The organism is Streptomyces sp. NPDC001410 (genome assembly GCF_042895235.1).
Lineage (GTDB): Bacteria > Actinomycetota > Actinomycetes > Streptomycetales > Streptomycetaceae > Streptomyces.
In genome coordinates this window covers 104,177-123,684 of record NZ_JBIAWE010000022.1, presented here as the reverse complement: position 1 = coordinate 123,684, position 19,508 = coordinate 104,177, and the positions used below count along the sequence as shown (strand labels likewise).

Below are 19,508 nucleotides of genomic sequence, written 5' to 3'. Positions count from 1 at the left end.
TCTTCCCTCGGCTCTCACCCCATCAGGTGATTCAATCCGCGCGGGGCCGCACCAGGCCCTTCCCGTACGCGTACCGCACCGCCTGCGCCCGGTCCTTGAGGCCCGTCTTGGCGAAGAGGTTGTTGATGTGTGTCTTCACGGTCGCGGTGGAGACATGCAGCTTCCGGGCGATCTCCTGGTTGCTCAGCCCTTCGCCGATCAGCACCAGGACCTCGGTCTCCCGCGCGGTGAGTCCGTCGGGCATCTCGGCCTCGGCCTGCTTGGGCTCGGGCTCCGACAGCCGTTCCAGCAGCCGGCGCTGGACGCTCGGCGACAGTCCCGCGTCCCCCGACAGGACGCTCTCCACGGCGCGCACGATCTCGTCGCCACCCGCGTCCTTGGTGAGATAGCCCCGGGCTCCCGCGTGCAGCGCGGGGAACAGCGACTCGTCGTCCGCGTACGTGGTGAGCACCACCACCTGGGTCCGCGGGTAGCGGGCCCGGATCCGCCGCGTGGCTTCCACGCCGTCGCAGCGGGGCATCCGCAGGTCCATCAGGACCACGTCGGGGGCGAGTTCCCCGACCAGCCGCACGGCCTCCTCGCCGTCCCCCGCGGAACCCACGACCTCCACACCGGGCAGCAGCCCGAGCAGCATCACGATGCCCTCCCGGACCACGGTCTGGTCGTCCGCGACGACCACCCGCGCAGGCTTCTTCTCCCCCTCCGCCTCCGTCATACCGGCACCTTCAACGTCACCAGGAACCCCTCCTCGTCCGGCCCCGCATCGAGCGAGCCGCCCAGCAGTTCGGCGCGCTCACGCATTCCCAGCAGACCGTACCCGCCGCCGGACCCGGTCAGTTCGCCCGGCGGGCCGCCCGAGTCCCGTACGTCCAGGGTCACTTCGCGCGGGCCGTAGTCGAGCCGCAGGTGCACCTTGGCGCCGTGGGCGTGCTTGCGGACGTTCGTCAGCGCTTCCTGCGCCACCCGGCGCACGGCCTGGGACGCTTCGGCCGGCAGGGGTCTGCGCTCACCCGTGACGGTGACCTCGGCTCCGTCGGCGCCGCTGACGAGTTCGGTCAGGAAGTCCTCCAGCGGAGTCAGCTCGCCGCGCAGCGCGGACAGCGCCTGCCGGGTCTCGGCGAGGCCGTCGCGGGCCATGCCCCGGGCGGCCACCACGCGCTCCAGGATCTGCTCCCGGTCGGCGCCCCGCTCGATCAGCAGCCGGGCCGCCTCGAGGTGGACCAGCTGTGCTGAGAGGCTGTGGGCCAGCACGTCGTGGATCTCCCGGGCGATCCTCGCCCGCTCGCCCAGCGCCGCCGACTCCGCCTCGGCGGCCCTCGCGGCCCGCTCCTGGGCGAGCAGCCGCTGCGCGCCGCCCCGGGCCTCCGCGTCCAGTCGCAGGACGTATCCGGCGAGGGCCATGCCCGCCACCGTGGCGGCCGTGGTCAGCCACACGTCGTTGTTGGACGCGGAGTACGAGGCCAGTGCCACCGACGTCACCGGCAGGCCGGCCGCGATGGGCAGCCTCTCCAGAGCGGCGACCCCGCAGCCGCACCAGATCACCAGGGCCGGTCCTTGGAACCCGGTGGCCTGAGCCGCGAGCGCGATCCCCAGGAGCACGCCGATGAGTCCCAGGGACGGCAGCAGCCGGTGTTCGTAGGTCGTGCGGAAGAAGGCCCAGGAGACGACGCCGGCCAGCACGACTCCCGACGCGGCCGCGAGCGCGCCCCAGACGCCGACGTGCTTCTGGCTGAAGGCGCTCCACAGGAGCAGGGCGATCACGAGCAGCCTGACGGCCCAGGCGATCATACGTCGGGGCCGGCTGGTCCCCTCCCGGCCCAGCGCCTCGCGCGACGGCCAGCGCGTCCAGGCGTTGTCCCTCACACCCGCTCCTTCCACGCCGTCCGCATGTCGTCACCGTACGCCGGGGCCGGGCGGCTCGCGGAGCCGAAGGACTGGGCCCGCCAGACCAGTACCCCGGCGCGGACGAGCAGGGTGCCGGCGAGGCCGAGCATCAGCGCCGAGCTGTCCTGGTGCACGCCGAACGCCGCGCCGAGGGCGAAGACACCGACCCGGAGGCCTATGCCGACGAGCCATACGACGACGCTGGCCCTGGTGCTCTTGGTCCACACCACGCCGTCCGGCGCCGTCCAGATCCGGGTGGTCCAGGCCCAGCCGGCGCCCGTGGCCAGACCGATGAGCACTTCCACGGCGAGCAGCACGGCGGATCCGGCGCGGTGGTGGGCGTCGAGTATGCCGGGCTCGCGCAGCGCCACGACCGCGAGGATCACGGGCAGCAGCCACCAGCGCCGGTCAGTGTCGATCGCGCGGGCCCGGAACTGCCGCACGACCACCACGGCGACGACGGCCACGATCATCAACACGTTGACGAGCCCAGACATCACGGCCTCCGTAAGCGAGAAGGTGGTGTCGGGAGCGAGTGCTGCCGACGCCTTCGAAGTTACGGAAATTCGCAGGTCAGGAGATCGGAGCAGGGGTGGATCGCGGGTGGAATCCGGCGACCGGGCAGCCTCCACCCACGGGTGGAGAGACCTGCGGTGGGGCGGTGGTCACGAGGTCGGGGCGGCCGGCCGAGCGCGATGTGTCACTGCACGGAGCGGCCACGCGCAGCGGCCGACCGGCCCGCTCATGCTGAGCGGCCCGGTCGGCCGAAGTCCGGCTCAGCGGTTACGCGTCGATCCGCGACCGGTCCAGTGTCGCGGCCGAGCTGGAGATGAACTCCTTGCGCGGCGCCACGTCGTTGCCCATGAGCAGGTCGAAGACCTGTTCGGCGGCCTCCAGGTCGGAGAGGTTGATCCGGCGCAGGGTGCGGTGGCGCGGGTCCATCGTGGTCTCGGCCAGCTGGTTGGCGTCCATCTCGCCCAGACCCTTGTAGCGCTGGATGGAGTCCTTGTACCGGATGCCCTTGCTCTGGAACTCCATGAGCTTGTCGCGCAGCTCACGGTCCGAGTACGTGTAGACGTACTTGTCCTGGCCCTTCTTCGGCTGGATCAGCTCGACGCGGTGCAGCGGCGGCACCGCGGCGAAGACCCGGCCCGCCTCGACCATCGGCCGCATGTAGCGCTGGAACAGCGTCAGCAGCAGGCACCGGATGTGGGAGCCGTCCACATCGGCGTCGGTCATCATGATGATCTTGCCGTAGCGGGCCGCGTCGATGTCGAACGTACGGCCCGACCCGGCTCCTATGACCTGGATGATCGCGCCGCACTCGGCGTTCTTGAGCATGTCGGTCACCGAAGACCGCTGCACGTTGAGGATCTTGCCCCGGATCGGCAGCAGCGCCTGGAACTCGGAGTTCCGGGCCAGCTTCGCCGTGCCGAGCGCGGAGTCGCCCTCGACGATGAACAGCTCGCTGCGGTCGACGTCGTCGCTGCGGCAGTCGGCGAGCTTGGCCGGCAGGGACGACGACTCCAGAGCGGTCTTCCGCCGCTGGGCGTCCTTGTGCTGGCGGGCCGCGACACGCGTACGGGCGGCGGCGACCGCCTTCTCCAGGACGACCCGGGCCTGGGCGGCCGCGTCACGCTTGGTGGCGGTCAGGAACGCCTTCAGTTCCTTGGAGACCACGTTGTTCACGATGCGGCGGGCCGCCGAGGTGCCGAGGACCTCCTTGGTCTGTCCCTCGAACTGCGGCTCGGCCAGGCGCACGGTGACGACGGCGGTGAGGCCCTCGAGGGCGTCGTCCTTGACGATGTTGTCCTCGGCCACACGCAGCATCTTCTTGGCGCGCAGCACGTCGTTCAACGTCTGGGTGATGGCCTGCTCGAAGCCGGTCACGTGGGTGCCGCCCTTGGGGGTGGCGATGATGTTGACGAAGGACCTCAGGATGGTGTCGTAGCCCGTGCCCCAGCGCAGCGCGACATCCACGCCCAGCTCACGCGTGACCTCGGTCGGGGTCATCTGGCCGTGCTCGTCCAGGACCGGGACGGTCTCCTTGAACGTGCCCTGCCCCGAGAAGCGGAGGACGTCGCACACCGGCTTGTCGCTGGCCAGGTACTCGCAGAACTCGCTGATGCCGCCGTCGAAGCGGAAGGACTCCTCGCCCTTGCTGCCGCCCTCGCCGAGGCCGAACTCGTCGCGGACGACGATCGTGAGGCCGGGCACCAGGAAGGCGGTCTGCCTGGCGCGCTGGTGCAGCGTCTCCAGGGAGAGCTTGGCGTCCTTCAGGAAGATCTGTCGGTCGGCCCAGTACCGCACACGCGTACCGGTACGGGTCCTGGGGATCTTCTTGCCCTTGGCCAGACCGCTCTTGGCCTCGAACTTCGCGTCCGGACCGTCTCCTCGGAAGGCCCCCGGCACACCGCGCCGGAAGCTGATGGCGTGGGTGTGGCCGCTGCGGTCCACCTCGACGTCGAGACGGGCGGACAGCGCATTGACCACGGAGGCGCCGACGCCGTGCAGACCACCGGAGGCGGCATAGGAGCCGCCGCCGAACTTGCCGCCGGCGTGGAGCTTGGTCATGACGACCTCGACGCCGGACAGGCCGGTCTTGGGCTCCACGTCCACGGGGATGCCGCGGCCGTTGTCCCGCACCTCCACGGAGCCGTCGTCGTGGAGGATCACCTCGATGTGGTCGCAGTAGCCACCGAGGGCCTCGTCCACGGAGTTGTCGATGATCTCCCACAGGCAGTGCATCAGGCCGCGGCTGTCGGTCGAGCCGATGTACATTCCCGGGCGCTTGCGCACGGCCTCGAGGCCCTCGAGGACGAGCAGGTGCCGCGCGGTGTAGTTGGAACCGTCCCGGTCTGCTCCTGCCAGCAGCGCTGTGGACGGCACGGACGTATCGGCGGTCACGCGGTTCGCTCCTCGCTGAATTTCAGGTGACCCCCTTTTGGGTAAGGGGGCGGCTTCGGTTGCCGCTCAGAGGGTACCGAGGCCTGGTAGAGCCGTTGTAACGCCACCCTCGTCGGGAAGTCAGCCTAGTCCAGGCTCGCATACATGTTCGATCCCTCGATGGAGTGAAGTACATATCACGTTCCCTTGGAGGCATGAACCATTTAGGCTCCGGGCACGTCCTCATGAACAACCGGCAACCCCGCCGGGAGGACGTGAACCTAAGACAGCGCGAAACCGTAAGCACGCAAGACACGCACTACGGCACATTCGCCGCCAACCGGCAGCAGACAGCAGCCCCGGAAAGATTTTTTCGAGGAAAAGCCACGAGCGGGAACGTTTTCGGGCTGGTTGGATGTTGACCCTGGTACGACAGCTCGTCGAGCTAGAGAAGAGGCGACGTGACTACTGTTCTGACCCCCGCGAGCCCGCTGACGGCCGCCGATCGCTGCGACCGTTGCGGCGCCCAGGCATACCTGCGCGTGGTCCTGCTCAGCGGCGGAGAACTGCTCTTCTGCGCCCACCACGGTCGCAAGTTCGAGCCGGAACTCAAGAAGATCGCCGCTGAGATACAGGACGAGACGGAGCGGCTGACGACCGTTCCTGGCTCCGCTTCCGACGAAGAGCGCTGACATCTCGCACCACGACGAGCCAGCCCAGGCCAGCGAACGGGCGGCCGCTCCTCACCACCAGGAGCGGCCGCCCGTGCTCATGCCCCCACGCAGTCCCTCAGGTGCCCTTGTGGGGCCTCTGCGGACCAGCGAGGGCCGGCTGCAGCGTGCGCAGGACGTCGGACACACGCGTGTAGACACCAGGGCTGCCGGGGCGCCCACAGCCGCTCCCCCAGGACACCAGCCCGATCAGCCGCCCTGAGGCCACCAGTGGGCCTCCACTGTCGCCCTGACAGGCGTCCGGACCGCCCGCAGCCTCTCCGGCGCACAGCATGGAGCCGGCCCGGTAGGCGCCGTCCAGACCGCCCGGGTAGGCACGAGCACACAGATCGTCGGCCAGCACACTCACGCGTGCAGCATGGAGCCGATGCGCATAGGCGCCGCCGCCGGTCGTGTCACCCCATCCGGAGACCAGAGCCTGCGTCCCCGCCCTGTACGCCGGGTCACCCGCCGGCGCCATGGCCACGACCGCGCTCTGCGGCAGCGGCGTGGCAAGCGTGAGCACGGCGAAGTCGCCGGAGTTGGTGACCGGGTTGTAGCGCGGATTCACCCGGCTGCTCTGGACGGCGATCTCCTCGCCTTCACTCGACAGCAGGTCCGTACGGCCCGCGATGACCTTGAGGTCGCGCGTCTCGTTCGGAGGCGCTCCCAGGACCTCCTCGTCCACGCAGTGAGCCGCGGTGAGCACGGTGGTCCGGGAGACCGCCACCCCGCCGCAGAACTGCCCCGCCCGCGTACCCCCGAACCGGTCACGGCTGGAGAGCGCCACGGTCCACGGGGCCTGCGAAATCTCTATCGGAAAACCCCCTACGACGACGCTGTCGGAGGCCGCCGGGGCAGCTCCCATCAGGGGTATGGCGGTCATGGTGGCCGCCAGGACCAGAGGCCGGATCAGGGCCCGGGCAATGGAACGGCGCATACATGCTCCTCACTCTGCGGTGGTGCTGGAACACCCAGAGTCAGTCACCGCACGACTGCGCGCAGCACGAAGGCCCGGCTCCCGCGAGGGGAGCCGGGCCTTCGTCGTCGTACGACCGGGACCTAGTCGAGGTAGTCGCGCAGCACCTGCGAACGCGACGGGTGGCGCAGCTTCGACATGGTCTTGGACTCGATCTGACGGATGCGCTCACGCGTCACGCCGTAGACCTTGCCGATCTCGTCGAGGGTCTTCGGCTGACCGTCGGTGAGACCGAAACGCATGGAGACCACGCCGGCCTCGCGCTCGGACAGGGTGTCCAGAACGGAGTGCAGTTGCTCCTGCAGAAGCGTGAAGCTGACGGCGTCGGCGGGGACGACGGCTTCGGAGTCCTCGATGAGGTCGCCGAACTCGCTGTCGCCGTCCTCACCCAGCGGGGTGTGCAGCGAGATGGGCTCGCGGCCGTACTTCTGGACCTCGATGACCTTCTCCGGGGTCATGTCGAGTTCCTTGGCCAGCTCCTCCGGGGTGGGCTCGCGGCCCAGGTCCTGGAGCATCTGGCGCTGCACGCGCGCGAGCTTGTTGATGACCTCGACCATGTGCACCGGGATACGGATGGTGCGGGCCTGGTCGGCCATGGCGCGGGTGATCGCCTGACGGATCCACCAGGTGGCGTACGTGGAGAACTTGTAGCCCTTGGTGTAGTCGAACTTCTCCACCGCGCGGATCAGACCGAGGTTGCCCTCCTGGATGAGGTCCAGGAAGAGCATGCCGCGGCCGGTGTACCGCTTGGCCAGGGAGACCACCAGACGGAGGTTGGCCTCCAGGAGGTGGTTCTTGGCGCGGCGGCCGTCCTCGGCGATGATCTCCAGCTCGCGCTTCAGCTTCGGGGCGAGCTTGTCGGAGTTCGCCAGCTTGTCCTCGGCGAACAGACCCGCCTCGATGCGCTTGGCCAGCTCGACCTCCTGCTCGGCGTTGAGCAGGGGGACCTTGCCGATCTGCTTGAGGTAGTCCTTGACCGGGTCGGCGGTGGCACCGGCTGCGGCGACCTGCTGGGCGGGAGCGTCGTCCTCGTCCTCGTCGGAGAGTACGAAGCCGGCGCTCTCGGTGCCCTCGGGCTCGTCGGCGACCTTGGCGTCCTCGAGGACCTCGTCCTCGGTCAGCTCGACGTCGTCCGACTTGGCCGCGGTCTTCTTGGCGGCCGTCTTCTTGGCGACGGTCTTCTTCGCGGCCGCCTTCTTGGCGGTCGTCTTCTTGGCTGCTGCCTTCTTGGCGGGTGCGACTTCCTCGGTTGGGTCGTCGGCTGCCGGGGCGGTGGGCACGGCCGGGGCGGCCGTGGTGGCGGTGGCCTTCCTGGTGGTCACCGTCTTCGCCGCGACCGTCTTGGTGGCGGTGCGCTTCGCCGGGCTCTTCGCTGCGACGCTCTTTCGGGTGCGCTTGGGCTCTGCTGCACTGACCATCAGCGTCACACCCTCTTCCTCAAGGATCTGGTTGAGGCTGCGCAGTACGTTCTTCCACTGAGTGGCCGGAATCTGGTCAGCTTCGAAGGCCCGACGCACATCGTCGCCGGCGATCTGCCCCTCAGCCTTTCCCCGCTCAATGAGCGCCATGACAGAGACGGACTCGGCGATCTCCGGCGGGAGCGTACGGGATGTGCTGGCCGACACGAACAACCTCTCGGAACGTTGGAAAACGGCTTCCGGCCCCGTCCACAGCGAACAGGGGCCGACCACCGGCCTGGGGATGGGCCGACGGAACGGGCGGGGGCCGGGAAGATGCACAGCGCCTGTCATGGCGTCCGTATTCCCTCCGCGGCTGTCACCTCTTAGGTCATCGCGCTGCTCCCGCGAGCGTTACGCCCAATCTGCGTGGCCCGAGTCACACCCCGTAAGCGGTCAAAAGCAGTCAGACATGGGCAGAGGAGATCACTGTTGTGCCGACCGGGACCGCTCCGCCGGCATGGACGGCCGGCCGCGTCGCCGGACCCCGCCGGATTCCCAAGGATCCGGCGGGGTCCGGCGACGGCCGGTTCCCAGGCCCGGCGCCGCCACGAGAACCACGAGAACGCGGCACACTGGCGACCGCACCGCCTTCGGTACGGGTCAGTGCTCGCGCGGGGCGGGAACCACGCGCTCCACCTCGGGGTGGACGGTGAGCAGTTGCCGCATCGCCGACTCCGCCGCCGTACCGTCGCCGGTGCCGAGCGCGTCGACGATCCGCGCGTGCAGCGCGAGCGAGGCCTCGTTCGGCCGGTCACATCCCGTGACCGGCCCGCCGGAGACCTGGAGGGCGGACGAGACGATCCCGGACAGGTGCTCCAGCATGCGGTTGCCCGCGATCTGGATGAGCAGCGTATGGAACTCCGTGTCGGCGCGCGAGAAGGTCAGCGCGTCACCCTGGGCCATGGCATGGCTCATGATCTCGACCATGTCGGACAGGCGCTGCTGCACCTCCTCGCGTCCGTGCCCGGCGGCGAGGCGGGCGGCGAGCGGCTCGATCGTCCAGCGCAGCTCGCTCAGCTCGCGGCGCTGGTCGTCGCGCTGCGGCCCGAAGGCGCGCCATTCGATGATGTCCGGGTCCAGGAGGTTCCAGTCGCTGACGGGACGCACGCGCGTGCCGACGTTCGGGCGGGCGCTGACGAGGCCCTTGGCCTCCAGGACGCGGAGGGACTCGCGGACGACGGTGCGGGAGACCTCGAAGCGCTGGCCGATCTCCTCGGGCACCAGCGGGCGGTCCGCCCCCAGGTCGCCGGAGACGATCATCTGACCCAGCTGCTGGACGAGTTGGCCGTGCAGTCCGCGTCCGCGGCTGCCCGCGGCGCGCCGGCCCACGCGGCCCAGCTCGGGGTCCGCTCCGTCCCAGGCGGGTGCTCCGACGCGGTCGGCCACCGGGGCCTCGGCGTAGGGGTAGCGGTCGAGATCGCCCGGGCCGGTCAGACCAGAGTCTGCGGAGCGGGCGGCGGTCATCATGGTGTGCGCAAGGGTACTCACGGATCCTTTGTCGGCGCCGCCTCCAACTCCCTTGAGGTCTTTGGTGAAAAGCACACGAAAGGGTGATCGCTCACCCCGTCGCAATTGACGCCTTATCGGAAAGAAACGGGCTTTCTCCGGGGAGTTGTGCGCACAGCAGGACCGCAAGCGTACGGACGGTCGTCATCGGACCCTGGCGCGAAGCGTCGTGACCATATACGCGCACAGCAGAGCCGCCAGCGACAACGTCAGTGCGCCACCCACGGGTTGGGTGACGACCCGGGCCATGGCGACCAGATACCGCTCCCCCCCGAAGGGCCACTGCAACAGGAAGACCTCCCGCATCCGCACCGGGAAGCCGGCCGCCGTCCGCACGGCGGGCCCCTGTAGCGCCTGGTGCACGGCGGGCACGACGAGGACGGGTACCGCGAGGACGGCGGCGAGACCCGCCGTCGTGGACCGGAAGACGCCGGACGCCAGGACACCGGCCCACGCGCAGCCGACGACCAGCCCGAGCCAACTCGCACTGAGTGAGAGCCAGTCCGAGGGAACTCGTGTCAGCTCTCGTCCGTAGACGAGATAGAGCGCTTCGGCGTCACAGCCCACGGTGAGGAAGGCCAGCATCAGGGCGGCGGCTCCGGAGACGAGGAGTTTCGCGGTGAGCAGCCCCAGCCGGCGGGGGACGGTCCCGCGGTCCGCCGCCAGCGCGGGGTGGCGGAACTCGTCTCCGAAGGCCAGCGCACCGAGCAGCCCCGCCGCGAGTGCCGTGGGCGGCAGGGGAAGCTCCCGCGGCCACGCCGCGAAGAGCCGCGCCTGCGGGGTGTGGCCGAGCCGCGCCAGGAGTACGGCGGTGAGCGCGGACACCACCAGCACGACTCCGCAGGTGAGGAATCCGGTGCCGATTCCGGTGGCGCGCCGGAGTTCGTAGCGCAGGGGGCGCAGCGGACTGCGGGCGGGGCGGACCGCGATGGAGGGTGGGAGGGAGGACAGAGCGTCGGGGGCAGGGGCGGCGTCGGCGCGCGAGCGCGCCGGTCGGCCGGCCTGCCCGGTCCGGGGCTGGGGGCCGCCGGGTCTCCGGGTGTCCGGATTCCGAGCGCCGGGGACGGTCGTGCCGACTGCCAGCGTGCCGACCGTGGTGGTGCTCGCGGCGTCGGCTTCTGCTCCCGGCTCCGTGGAGGCCTCCGGGGAGTCGACCTCGAGTGCGGCCGCGAGGGGGCGGATGTCGGCAGCGATCACAGGCGCACCGGCGGGAGCCGCCGCCTCGGCACCGCCGGCCACTCCGGCCGCCGCAGCGGAGGCCACACTCGGGGACGTACGGTCGGCTCCAGGAGCAGCACCGAGGGACGTACGGCCGGTTCCCGAGACGGTGTCGGCCTGCGACGGCCCCTCGGCCGGGGTGCCGTCGGCGATCCTCGTGCGGCTCGGCAGGGAGACACCCCCGAGCGGCGGCCACTCGTCGCCGACGACCTCACCCGACTCCGGCTCCCGCTCCGGCGTCGAGACGCTGGACACCACCAGCTCCTGGTCCACGGACGCACGATCGGACACTGGTTGCGCGGCTGGAGCGGCCCAGTCCTCCGGCGATGAGCCGGACGCGGCTTGCACCGGCCCCTCCGGCGAGTGGTCCACCTCCGTCCGTTCCGGCCCGGCCGCCACCTCCTCATCGGCCACTCTCGCCTCGCCCCCGGCTCCTGCTTCCGCGCTCGGCCCCATGTCCCCGACCTCGTCGGCGAGTTGGTGGATGAGAATGCCGTGCCGGAAGGCGGTCTCGCCGATGTCGGCGGTCGTACTGCCGTACACAAAGAGGCGATTGCCGCCCTCCCGCACGACCTCGACGGACCGCTGGTCGGTCCGGGCCTCCTTGGTGAGCAGGGCCGCGAGGCGGGCGGCGTGAGGGCTGCGGACAGCCACGCGCGGACGCAGCCGGGTACGGGCGAACTCCTTGGCCTCCAGATCGGCGACGATCCTGCCGTCGTCGAGGGTGACGACCCGGTCGGCCTCGCGTGCGGCCTCCTTGGAGTCGGCAGTCGTGAACAGGACGGTGCCGCCTTGAGTCGCGTGTGCGCGCAGCATGCCGTGCAGCCAGCGCGCCTCGCGGGCGGAGAGGCCGTCGGCGGGGTCGTCCAGCACGAGCGTGTGCGGGTCGGGCAGGAGGGCGCAGGCCAGTCCGAGTCTGCGGTCCATGCCCCGCGACAGGGTGCCGAGGCGTTCCTCGCGGAGGCTGATGAGGCCCACGACTTCGAGGACCTCGTCGGCGCGCCGGGCGGGGACTCCCGCCGCCGCGCACAGCATGCGCAGATGCCCGCGGACGGAGCGGGCCGGGTGACCGGGTACGTCGCCGAGGAGCACGCCGACTTCCCGTGCCGGGTGGGCGATCTGGTGCAGGGGCCGACCCTTGAAGTAGGTGATGCCGCGACCCTGTTGGAGTTCGAGCATCAGCCTGAGCGCGGTCGTCTTGCCCGCGCCCTCCGCCCCGAGGAGCACGGTGACACGGCCGGCGGGCGCCTCGAAGGAGACGTCGTCGACGGCAGGCGGGTGACCCTTGCGGGGGTTGCTGGTCAGTCCGAAAGCCTGGATCACCTGCAGCAAGATAGCGCGGAGTGTCCGGTTTTTCGGGTATCACCTGATCTGTTCTTCGGTGGCGCGCAAGTCGGAGGGGACTTTTGTCCCCCGTTCGATGGATCAGACCTCGGGACGGAGCATCGGAGGGTTGAGCAGGGTTGCACCGCCGGCCCGGAAGAGCTGGGCCGGCCGCCCGCCCTGGCGGGTGGTCGTACCGCCCGTCGGAACCAGGAATCCCGGCGTTCCGGTGACCTTGCGGTGGAAGTTGCGCGGGTCGAGGGCCACGCCCCACACGGCTTCGTAGACCCGGCGCAGCTCGCCGACGGTGAACTCGGGTGGGCAGAAGGCGGTGGCCAGCGACGAGTACTCGATCTTGGAACGGGCCCGCTCGACCCCGTCGGCGAGGATCTGGGCGTGGTCGAAGGCGAGCGGCGCCACCGGTTCGCCGTCGCGGCCGTATCCGCCCTGCTGGAGCAGCTCCTCGACCGGCGCCCAGCGCGCATTGCTCGCGTCGCCGCCGGCCCGCGGTGCGGGCAGGTCCGGGGCGAGGGCCAGGTGCGCGACACTGACGACCCGCATCCGGGGATCCCGCTTCGGGTCGCCGTAGGTGGCGAGCTGTTCCAGGTGGGCGCCGTTGTCGTGCGCCGGAGCCGAAGGGTCGTGGGCGCGCAACCCGGTCTCCTCGGCCAGCTCACGCGCCGCCGCCTGGGACAGGTCCTCGTCGGCCCGCACGAAGCCACCGGGCAGCGCCCAGCGCCCCTGGAACGGCGGCTCGCCCCTGCGTACCGCCAACGCGCACAGGGCATGGCGGCGCACGGTCAGCACGACCAGGTCCACGGTGACGGCGAAGGGCGGAAAGGCTGACGGGTCGTAGGGCATGCGGCGATCATAGTCGTCTGCCTGACGATAAACACTCCCTTCGTCGACCGCGCTGGCAGCGGTCCGCTTCGTTCCGGTATGGGGCGCGCGGTGGGCTCCCGCTCCTCGTGCCGGTCGCGTCGTGCGAGGTCACACGCCCAATTGCAGACCGTCCGCCGCCTCCTCGACCATGGCGAGTCCCAGTCGGCTGACCCGCACGGCGAAGGGAGCGCCCGCGACGCGCAGCCCTGTCAGACCGATCTCGCCGAGGGGAGCGCTCTGCACCGGGCGCAGGGTGACGGTCCGGGCGGGGGCGTCGGGCCGGATGCCCGCGAGCGTGGTGAGGAGCAGGACCGCGGAGGCCGCGGCGGTGGCCGCCGGGCGGCAGGCCGCCGGGTGCGGGAGAGGAGCGCTCCCGGCAGCGCGCTGCTCCCCCGCGAACATCTCCGGCAGCCGGTGGCCGAAGTGCTCCGCTGCCTCCAGCAGCCCCCTCAGCAGGCCGCTCGCCTCCTTCTCATAACCGGAGGCAGCCAGTCCGGCGACGGCGAGTGCGGTCTCGTGGACCCGCACGGCTCCGGTCCGGTGGCCGAACGGATTGTGTCCGGCCTCCTTCGTCCCGAGACCCCTCAGTCCCCAGCCCGCGTCCATCGCCGGGCCGCCGAGCAGCCGGGCGAGCTGTTCGGTCTGCACCTTGTCGAGCAGGCCGGTGGCGAGCAGGCCGGCACCGAGCAGACCGGTGTCGAGGAGGTGCACGGCGGCGGAGCCCAGGTGCGGGACGGGCCTGCCGTCCGGCGCCAGGGCCGCAGCCGGGCGCCCGCCGCCGCGGTCCTCGACCCAGAAGTCCGTGCGGAACGCGTCCCGGACGGCCTGGGCCCACTGTCTCAACTCCGAGCCCCCTGGCCTGCCGTACGCATCGAGGAGATCGGCGCCGAGGACAGCGGCACGATGAGCGTGGGCCTGCGTCTCGCAGCGGACCGGACCTCCCGGGTGAGGGTCGGGGAGGTAGGTGCCCTCACCGACGGTGGTCCGCAGCCAGGCCAGGCAGCGTTCGGCGGCGGGCAGCAGTTCCTGTGTCTCCTGCTCGGGGAGCCCCCATCGGCGGGCCTCGGCGAGCAGGACGGGGAAGAGAAGCGTGGCCTCCGTACCCGTGCACGCCGGCGGGAGGAGGGCTCCGGCGTCGCGTCGCGGACCGGGGATCAGGCCCGCCTGTGGGCCCGGGCCCGGAAGCTGCGTGCGGGCGAGGGTGCGCAACGTGCCCGCGGCGAGCCGGGTGCCGAGGGGCAGCGCCATCCGGGCCGCGGCGAGCGCCTCGGCCGGGGCCATGCCGCAGCGCCAGGGCGCGCCCGCCGCGAGGTAGGTGTCGGCGGGGTGCGCGGGGTCGCGCAGCAGCAGGGCCTGGAGGTCGTCGGCGGCGGCCCGGAACAGGGCAGCCGCCCGCGGGTCGTCGCCTGCCGCCCGGGCGGCCGCGAAGGGGCTCGTCGCGGCCTGGCCCACGGCGCGCAGCGGTCCAGCACCGTGCGGGCGTACTCGCAGTTCCACGCTCGCCGTTCCGCCCGGAGGCAGTTCCAGCTCCCAGCGCAGCAGGCCTGCGGAGGCCAGTGCGTCGGCGGGCGTGGGGTGCGCCGTGACACTGGCGCCGCCACCGGCCGAGGACCAGCGCAGACCCGAGTCATGGACGCTGGCCGGGAGTTCGGGGCCTGTCCTGCCGGAGGCGATGGCGCCGAGGTCGGCCAGGTCCGTGCCGAGGGCGACCTCGAGCGGGAGGCGGAGGGGGCGTGGGGAGGCGTTCTGGAGTGTGATGCGCTCGGTTCCGTCGGCGCTGCGGGTCCGCTCGACGACGACGTCGGGATCCGGACCCGCCCCCGGGGAGACACGCAGCGTCCCGACGAAGCGAGCCCGGTCCGCCCCGGTCATCCTGGCCTGCACCGCGAGCGGTTCCCGCCCGGCGATGCGGACCTGACACCGCGAGAGCAGACGTCGGCCGCCCCGGTAGAACCCCTCCAGTCCTTGGCCGGCCAGCTGTCCCTGTTCGCCGCAGATGGCGAGGCCCGGCAGGGCGACGCAGATCAGGGCGGTGTGTGTGGGTGGCAGGTCGGGAGCCGGCCGGGGCATCGGGTACGGCGTGCGCGGGGCAGCGCCGGGAGCCGGTGCGGTGGTGGGGCGGCGCGGCCGGCTCGTGGGCTGGGCCGAGCCTCGGTGCCGGCCGTCGGTGGCTGGGGGAATCGGAGACGTGCCTGGGGGCGACGGCGGCTTGGGGACACCGATGCTTTCCGGTGTGGTGCTCCCGGCAGCGGGCTGTGGGAAGGGCGTGTGCCCGACGTCGGGCGGGTGGCTCTCGTCGACGGCGGAGAGCCGAGTCTGCTGCTGATGCATGCGATGGCTTCTTCTGCGCTCGGTGCGCCTCGGACGCGCTGCGCGCGGGGTGGAGCGCCCGGAGGGACAAGGGTCGTAGGGCGGCATGGCCCGTCCAGGCGCTCCGCCACTCAGGTGAACGGAGAGGGACTCCTCCTGGTCACGCCTTGCATCGGGCAAGCCGACCGAATGGCGGCGTGGCGGGCGGAAGCCCGGCAAGGCACCTGTGCGGAAGAAGGGACTCATCCCGCGCCGCTGTGTCTCGGCGCTCATCCGTCCCCCTCGGTCTCCCGCTGACCGCCCGCCGCCGCGGTGTCGCGGCTCGGGCCCTCACCGGAACGCGCGCGCATGCCGCCCGGCTTCGTGCTGCCCGGACGCGAAGGTCCGCCGGCCGGCGATTCAGGGTGGGAGCCGGTCGACCGCCGTCGTACGTCCTCCCCCCGCGGCGGACGGGGGCTGCGGTCGCCGCCTTCCGCGGCCCGCGTTCGGCGACGGCGCCGAGAACCGCTTGTCCGCGAGGCTCGCTCACCCTGGCGACTGTCCGTCCGGGCGGCTGCTCCAGGGCCTGCGACGACCGTGCCCGAAGGGGCGCCCGGGGTCACTTCCACTGCCGAATCTGCCTGCTCCACGGTGTCCGTCCGGGCGCGCCCCGCGCGTTCCGCACGCAGGCAGCGGCGGACCGACTCGGGGTCGAGTCCTTCGTTGCAGGCCTGGTGGAGGAGGCGGGCGAAGAGGTAGTCGGGGTCAGCGCCCAGTGCCATTGCGAGGGCTTCTCGGGCCTCCAGCTCGTCGCCGGAGGACCAGGCGACCCAGCCCGCCAGGGTGAGCGGGGCGGCGGCGTGCTCGCCGTACGGCCCCACGCAGCGGCGGGACAGTGCGCGCCAGAGCCGCAGAGCCGGACCGGCCTCGTCGTCCTCCATCCACGCGGCCGCCCGGTCGCGGGTCGTGCGGTCCTGGAGCCCGAGGATCAGCGTCGCCGCCTCGTCGTGGGTGAGCAGTTCGTCGTCGCGGAGGTCGGCCGGGTGCGTGCCGGACACCGGCGCCGCCGCGGCGAACCTGTGAATGATCCGCTCGGCGAGATCGAGCGTTTCCTCCGCCACGCTCTGCCGGGCCGTGTCGTCCAGGATGCGGGGCACCAGGGACATCCCGGCCGCGTCCAGGGCCACCTCCTGCTCCAGGGCGGCACTGGTCTCCCAGGGCAGCAGCCTGGCCCGCAGCTCACGGAGGGTGCCGCGCACCTGGATCCCCGCATAGGCGGCTGCGGCGGCCAGCACCGAGGTGCCGGGCAGGCCCATCGGTGTTCCGTCGTCAGGACAACATCCCTCCACCGCGCAGCTGTAGGACCAGAAACGGCCGTCCGAGATGCACAAGGCCTCGACCACGGGCGCGCCGAGATCCCCGCATTCCGTGCGCAGCTGGGCGATCAGTGGCTCGAGCCGGAGCATCACGTCCCGGCCGGTCTCGAACTGGCCCGGTTCCTGGCAGACGTAGGCGACCATCTGCTCGGGCCGCCTACCGCGTCGCTCGCTGCTGGTCACCAGCCCCCGGACCAGCTGCTGCACGGCCTCCTCCCAGTCCTCGGTGCTTGCGGGGATGCCCAGGCGGGCCCGGCCGCCGAACCTGCCGCGGCCTTCCCGGTCGTGCAGGGCGACCAGCACGATGCTGTCCTCGGGTCGGTAGCCGAGCAGGTAGGGCAGGGCGTCGGCCAGCTCGGCCGGGGTGCGCAGAGTGACCTGGGTGTCGTGCGCGGACTGCTCGTTCAGCGGCTCTCGTCCCACGATGTCGCCGTTTTCGAAGGGTCCGGTCGTTTCGCTGTGATTCGTCATGCGCAGACGATCTCGCGGATCACGAGATTCCGGTTGAGCCTGTGGATAACTCGAATCAGGGACACGACAAGGCCGGCCTCGGCCGTTGGCGCTCCGTCCACGGCTGGACCGTCGCGGTCGTCCGCTCGCGACCGGCGCTCACCCGATTGTCAGTCGCGTCCTGTTGTATGGGACGCATGGAGCACACGAGCAACGCGGACCTCCGGGCACAGGCCGACGCCGTCCTCGCCCGGCTCGTCGGGGACACCACGGGCACGGCCCGGCTGCGCGAGGATCAGTGGCGGGCGATCGAGGCGCTGGTCGCCGACCGGCGCCGGGCCCTGGTCGTGCAGCGCACGGGGTGGGGCAAGTCCGCGGTGTACTTCGTGGCGACCTCGCTGCTGCGGGCCAGAGGTGGCGGACCCACGGTGATCGTCTCCCCGCTGCTCGCGCTCATGCGCAACCAGGTGGAGGCCGCGGCCCGGGCCGGTATCCACGCCCGGACCATCAACTCCTCCAACACCGAGGAGTGGGAGGCCGTACAGACCGAGATCGAGGCTGGCGAGGTCGACGTGCTGCTCGTCAGCCCGGAGCGGCTGAACAACCCCGACTTCCGCGACCAGGTCCTGCCCAAGCTCTCCGCGGCGACCGGACTGCTCGTGGTGGACGAGGCCCACTGCATCTCCGACTGGGGGCATGACTTCCGCCCGGACTACCGCCGGCTGCGCACCATGCTCAGTGAGCTTCCGCCAGGTGTCCCGGTGCTGGCCACCACCGCCACGGCCAACGCACGCGTGACCGCCGACGTCGCCGAGCAGCTCGGCACCGGCGGCTCCTCGGACGCCCTGGTGCTGCGCGGGCCGCTGGACCGGGAGAGCCTGAGCCTCGGTGTGCTGCGGCTGCCCGACGCCGCGCACCGGATGGCCTGGCTCGCCGACCACCTCGACGACCTGCCGGGCTCCGGCATCATCTACACCCTCACCGTGGCCGCCGCCGAGGAGGTCACCGCCTTCCTGCGGCAGCGCGGGCACGCCGTCGCCTCGTACACGGGCCGGACCGAGAACGCCGACCGGCAGCAGGCGGAGGACGATCTGCTCGCCAACCGGGTCAAGGCGCTGGTCGCCACCTCCGCGCTCGGCATGGGCTTCGACAAGCCGGACCTCGGATTCGTCGTGCACCTGGGGTCGCCGTCCTCCCCCATCGCCTACTACCAGCAGGTCGGCCGCGCGGGCCGTGGCGTCGAGCACGCCGAGGTGCTGCTGCTGCCGGGCAGGGAGGACGAGGCGATCTGGGAGTACTTCGCGTCGCTCGCCTTCCCCTCCGAGGATCTGGTGCGCCGCACTCTGGACGTTCTCGCCCGGGCGGACCGGCCCCTGTCGCTGCCGGCGCTCGAACCCCTGGTGGAACTGCGTCGTTCCCGGCTGGAGACGATGCTGAAAGTCCTCGACGTGGACGGAGCGGTGAACCGCGTCAAGGGCGGCTGGACCGCGACCGGGCAGCCATGGTCGTACGACGCCGAGCGTTACGACTGGGTGGCGCGGCAGCGCAAGGCGGAGCAGCAGGCGATGCGCGAGTACGCCGCCACCACGGACTGCCGGATGGAGTACCTCCAGCGCCAGCTCGACGACGAGGGCGCCAAGCCCTGCGGCCGGTGCGACAACTGCGCGGGGCCGCGCTTCGCAGCCGACACGTCCGCGTCGGCCGTGGACGCCGCGCGCGTGGACCTGGACCGTGCCGGGGTCGAGGTGGAGCCCCGCCGCATGTGGCCGACCGGCCTCCCGGCGATCGGCATCGACCTCAAGGGGCGCATTCCGGTTGGCGAACAAGCCTCGTCCGGGCGGGCTCTGGGTCGGTTGTCGGACATCGGCTGGGGCAACCGGCTGCGGCCCCTGCTCGCACCCCAGGCCGCGGACGCACCCGTGCCGGACGACGTGGCGCGAGCCGTGGTGGAGGTGCTGGCGGACTGGGCGAAGGGCCCCGGCGGCTGGGCCTCCGGGGCGGCCGGCGCGCAGGCCCGGCCCGTGGGTGTGGTCACCGTCGCCTCCCGCACCCGGCCGATACTGATCCACTCCCTGGGCGCCCGTATCGCCGAGATCGGCCGACTGCCCCTGCTGGGCTCCGTGGAGTACGACGGTGACGCGTCACGGGTGTCACGCAGCAACAGCGCCCAGCGTCTGAAGGCCCTCGACGGCTCGCTGACCGTGCCGCCCGCCCTCGCCTCCGCGCTCGCCGAGGCCCGGGGTCCGGTCCTGCTGGTGGACGACTTCACGGAGACCGGTTGGACCCTCGCGGTCGGGGCGCGTCTGCTCAGAAGGGCCGGCGCCGACGGAGTGTTGCCCCTGGTGCTGGCCGTCCAGGGCTGACCAGGCGTGGCTCGTGGGGCGTCGGCGCCCGGACCGACGCACGCACGTGCCGTGGTCGAACGTCGCAGGGGTCATCAGGGGCACTCGTGGGTAGGGATATAAGCCACGCACCGCCAGATAACAGTCGGTGGCCCCAATTGCTCGTTGCCGCATCCAAGTTCGACAGGAAGAATTGAAGTCCG

Annotated in this window: 13 protein-coding genes; 2 read left to right on the top strand and 11 right to left on the bottom strand. The window is 71.6% G+C overall.

Translation table 11 applies throughout. The features are described from left to right. Positions 1-31: 31 nt before the first annotated feature. The 4 genes from ACFY3C_RS37810 to ACFY3C_RS37795 all read right to left on the bottom strand — a co-directional run bounded on the left by ACFY3C_RS37810 (position 32) and on the right by ACFY3C_RS37795 (position 4,791). Positions 32-715 (bottom strand): response regulator, encoded by a 684-nt coding sequence (locus ACFY3C_RS37810; protein ID WP_390774048.1) that lies wholly within the window; start codon positions 713-715, stop codon positions 32-34. Continuing rightward, positions 712-1,863, bottom strand: a complete 1,152-nt coding sequence (locus ACFY3C_RS37805) for a histidine kinase (protein WP_390774047.1) — start codon at positions 1,861-1,863, stop codon at positions 712-714. The genes ACFY3C_RS37810 and ACFY3C_RS37805 overlap by 4 nt, the downstream gene beginning before the upstream one ends. Further along, positions 1,860-2,381 carry a DUF1453 domain-containing protein gene (locus ACFY3C_RS37800; RefSeq protein WP_390774046.1) on the bottom strand — a complete coding sequence of 174 codons (522 nt, stop codon included), beginning with the start codon at positions 2,379-2,381 and terminating at the stop codon, positions 1,860-1,862. Before ACFY3C_RS37800 ends, ACFY3C_RS37805 begins: the two co-directional genes overlap by 4 nt. 286 nt (positions 2,382-2,667) lie before the next feature. After that, the gene (locus ACFY3C_RS37795) at positions 2,668-4,791 is read right to left on the bottom strand and encodes a type IIA DNA topoisomerase subunit B (RefSeq protein ID WP_390774045.1); all 2,124 of its coding nucleotides are present in this window, start codon (positions 4,789-4,791) and stop codon (positions 2,668-2,670) included. 440 nt (positions 4,792-5,231) lie between these two features. Here ACFY3C_RS37795 and ACFY3C_RS37790 point away from each other — a divergent pair, with 440 nt between their 5' ends. Then, on the top strand, positions 5,232-5,462 hold the full coding sequence (locus ACFY3C_RS37790) for a hypothetical protein (protein WP_389169631.1): 231 nt from the start codon (positions 5,232-5,234) through the stop codon (positions 5,460-5,462). Between the two features lie 97 nt (positions 5,463-5,559). Here the strand turns inward: ACFY3C_RS37790 and ACFY3C_RS37785 are convergent, their stop codons facing one another. The 7 genes from ACFY3C_RS37785 to ACFY3C_RS37755 all read right to left on the bottom strand — a co-directional run bounded on the left by ACFY3C_RS37785 (position 5,560) and on the right by ACFY3C_RS37755 (position 16,984). Further along, entirely contained in the window at positions 5,560-6,420 is an 861-nt protein-coding gene (locus tag ACFY3C_RS37785; RefSeq protein WP_390774044.1) for a serine protease, read from the bottom strand. A gap of 122 nt (positions 6,421-6,542) precedes the next feature. Then, a complete protein-coding gene (locus ACFY3C_RS37780; RefSeq protein WP_390774043.1) occupies positions 6,543-8,084 on the bottom strand; it encodes an RNA polymerase sigma factor in 1,542 nt (513 codons plus the stop codon). A 435-nt stretch (positions 8,085-8,519) separates the two neighbouring features. Continuing rightward, positions 8,520-9,407 (bottom strand): FadR/GntR family transcriptional regulator, encoded by an 888-nt coding sequence (locus tag ACFY3C_RS37775; RefSeq protein WP_390774042.1) that lies wholly within the window; start codon positions 9,405-9,407, stop codon positions 8,520-8,522. A 162-nt stretch (positions 9,408-9,569) separates the two neighbouring features. Further along, positions 9,570-11,966 (bottom strand): ATP-binding cassette domain-containing protein, encoded by a 2,397-nt coding sequence (locus tag ACFY3C_RS37770; RefSeq protein WP_390774041.1) that lies wholly within the window; start codon positions 11,964-11,966, stop codon positions 9,570-9,572. A 102-nt stretch (positions 11,967-12,068) separates the two neighbouring features. Further along, positions 12,069-12,827, bottom strand: coding sequence for an NUDIX domain-containing protein (locus tag ACFY3C_RS37765; protein WP_390774040.1), 759 nt, complete (start codon positions 12,825-12,827; stop codon positions 12,069-12,071). A gap of 129 nt (positions 12,828-12,956) precedes the next feature. Next, complete coding sequence (locus tag ACFY3C_RS37760; RefSeq protein ID WP_390774091.1) at positions 12,957-14,918, bottom strand: glycogen debranching N-terminal domain-containing protein; 1,962 nt, start codon at positions 14,916-14,918, stop codon at positions 12,957-12,959. A gap of 509 nt (positions 14,919-15,427) precedes the next feature. Beyond that, the gene (locus ACFY3C_RS37755) at positions 15,428-16,984 is read right to left on the bottom strand and encodes a DUF4192 domain-containing protein (protein ID WP_390774039.1); all 1,557 of its coding nucleotides are present in this window, start codon (positions 16,982-16,984) and stop codon (positions 15,428-15,430) included. A 176-nt stretch (positions 16,985-17,160) separates the two neighbouring features. On the opposite strand from ACFY3C_RS37755, the gene ACFY3C_RS37750 reads away from it, so the two are divergent. Continuing rightward, positions 17,161-19,326 (top strand): RecQ family ATP-dependent DNA helicase, encoded by a 2,166-nt coding sequence (locus tag ACFY3C_RS37750; protein WP_386575906.1) that lies wholly within the window; start codon positions 17,161-17,163, stop codon positions 19,324-19,326. Positions 19,327-19,508: the final 182 nt, after the last annotated feature.

What these genes read in the sequence shown, in the direction of transcription:
- ACFY3C_RS37760 (WP_390774091.1), bottom strand. Translation starts at nt 14,918, where the DNA reads ATGCCCCGGCCGGCTCCCGACCTGCCACCCACACACACCGCCCTGATC.
- ACFY3C_RS37750 (WP_386575906.1), top strand. Translation starts at nt 17,161, where the DNA reads ATGGAGCACACGAGCAACGCGGACCTCCGGGCACAGGCCGACGCCGTC.
- ACFY3C_RS37755 (WP_390774039.1), bottom strand. Translation starts at nt 16,984, where the DNA reads ATGACGAATCACAGCGAAACGACCGGACCCTTCGAAAACGGCGACATC.
- ACFY3C_RS37810 (WP_390774048.1), bottom strand. Translation starts at nt 715, where the DNA reads ATGACGGAGGCGGAGGGGGAGAAGAAGCCTGCGCGGGTGGTCGTCGCG.
- ACFY3C_RS37765 (WP_390774040.1), bottom strand. Translation starts at nt 12,827, where the DNA reads ATGCCCTACGACCCGTCAGCCTTTCCGCCCTTCGCCGTCACCGTGGAC.
- ACFY3C_RS37785 (WP_390774044.1), bottom strand. Translation starts at nt 6,420, where the DNA reads ATGCGCCGTTCCATTGCCCGGGCCCTGATCCGGCCTCTGGTCCTGGCG.
- ACFY3C_RS37800 (WP_390774046.1), bottom strand. Translation starts at nt 2,381, where the DNA reads ATGTCTGGGCTCGTCAACGTGTTGATGATCGTGGCCGTCGTCGCCGTG.